The sequence below is a fragment of the Actinoplanes rectilineatus genome (genome assembly GCF_000962825.1).
In the GTDB taxonomy this organism is placed as follows: Bacteria; Actinomycetota; Actinomycetes; order Mycobacteriales; family Micromonosporaceae; genus Actinoplanes; species Actinoplanes rectilineatus.
The window spans coordinates 1-775 of the sequence record NZ_JZKF01000224.1; the positions used below are offsets into that span (position 1 = coordinate 1).

Annotated in this window: 1 protein-coding gene; it reads right to left on the reverse strand. The window is 68.8% G+C overall.

Annotated elements, in window-relative coordinates:
* Positions 1-39 precede the first annotated feature (39 nt).
* The coding region (locus WH85_RS46210) for a transposase (protein WP_045748591.1) at positions 40-775 on the reverse strand (736 nt) is incomplete at its 5' end.

Consider the following 775-nt stretch of genomic DNA (forward strand, 5'->3'; position numbering starts at 1 on the left):
AACGGCTCTGGCGCAGAAACGGTGGTGGAGGTGATCTGCCTATGCGAGCAGGATTCGCTGGCGTAGGAGGTCGAAGCCGGCGCGCCCGTACATTTGCCGTTTCAGGAACTTGACCTTGGTGTTGGCGCCTTCGATTGGGCCGTTGCTGTACGGCATGGTCAGGCCGGCGATGACGGCGGGCAGGTCCATGCGCAGGCCGTGGACGAATCCGTGCAGGGCGGGCAGGTCGTCGGCGTCGACGCGGGTCGTCCAGACGTCGAGTTCCTTGCCGCGGCGGCCGGTGAGCAGGTCGGCGAACTGCTGCACGCGCTCGGCAAGGATGGTCAGGTGCGCGCATGAGGCCAGGAGATTGTCCAGGTGCTGGCGGTGATGGGCGGGTAGGTCGGCGGGTTTGGTCATCAGCCACGACACCAGCCGGCGCGGGGAGGGTGGTGTGCGGATCGCGTCGGCGCGGCCCTGGTTGAGGTAGCGGACCAGCAGGTTCGCGCTGCCGGTATAACCGAGTTCCTGGATCTCGGCGAGCAGCCGGGTGACCGCCACGCCGGGTTCCTCAGCACGGCGGCGGCGCAGGTGGTCGCGATACGGGTCCACCAGTGTCTCGCGGTAGCGCGGTGGGCGTTTCAGCTCCTCAGCTGACGCGGCGCGGGCGTAGCGTTTCACGGTGTTCAGCGCCCAGCCGAGACGGCGGGCGCATTCCAGCAGGCCGTGGCCTTGCTCGAGCAGTCTGTGCACGGCCGCGTGGCGTTCGCGGGTGCGCTGGTCCAGCGGCTGGTCC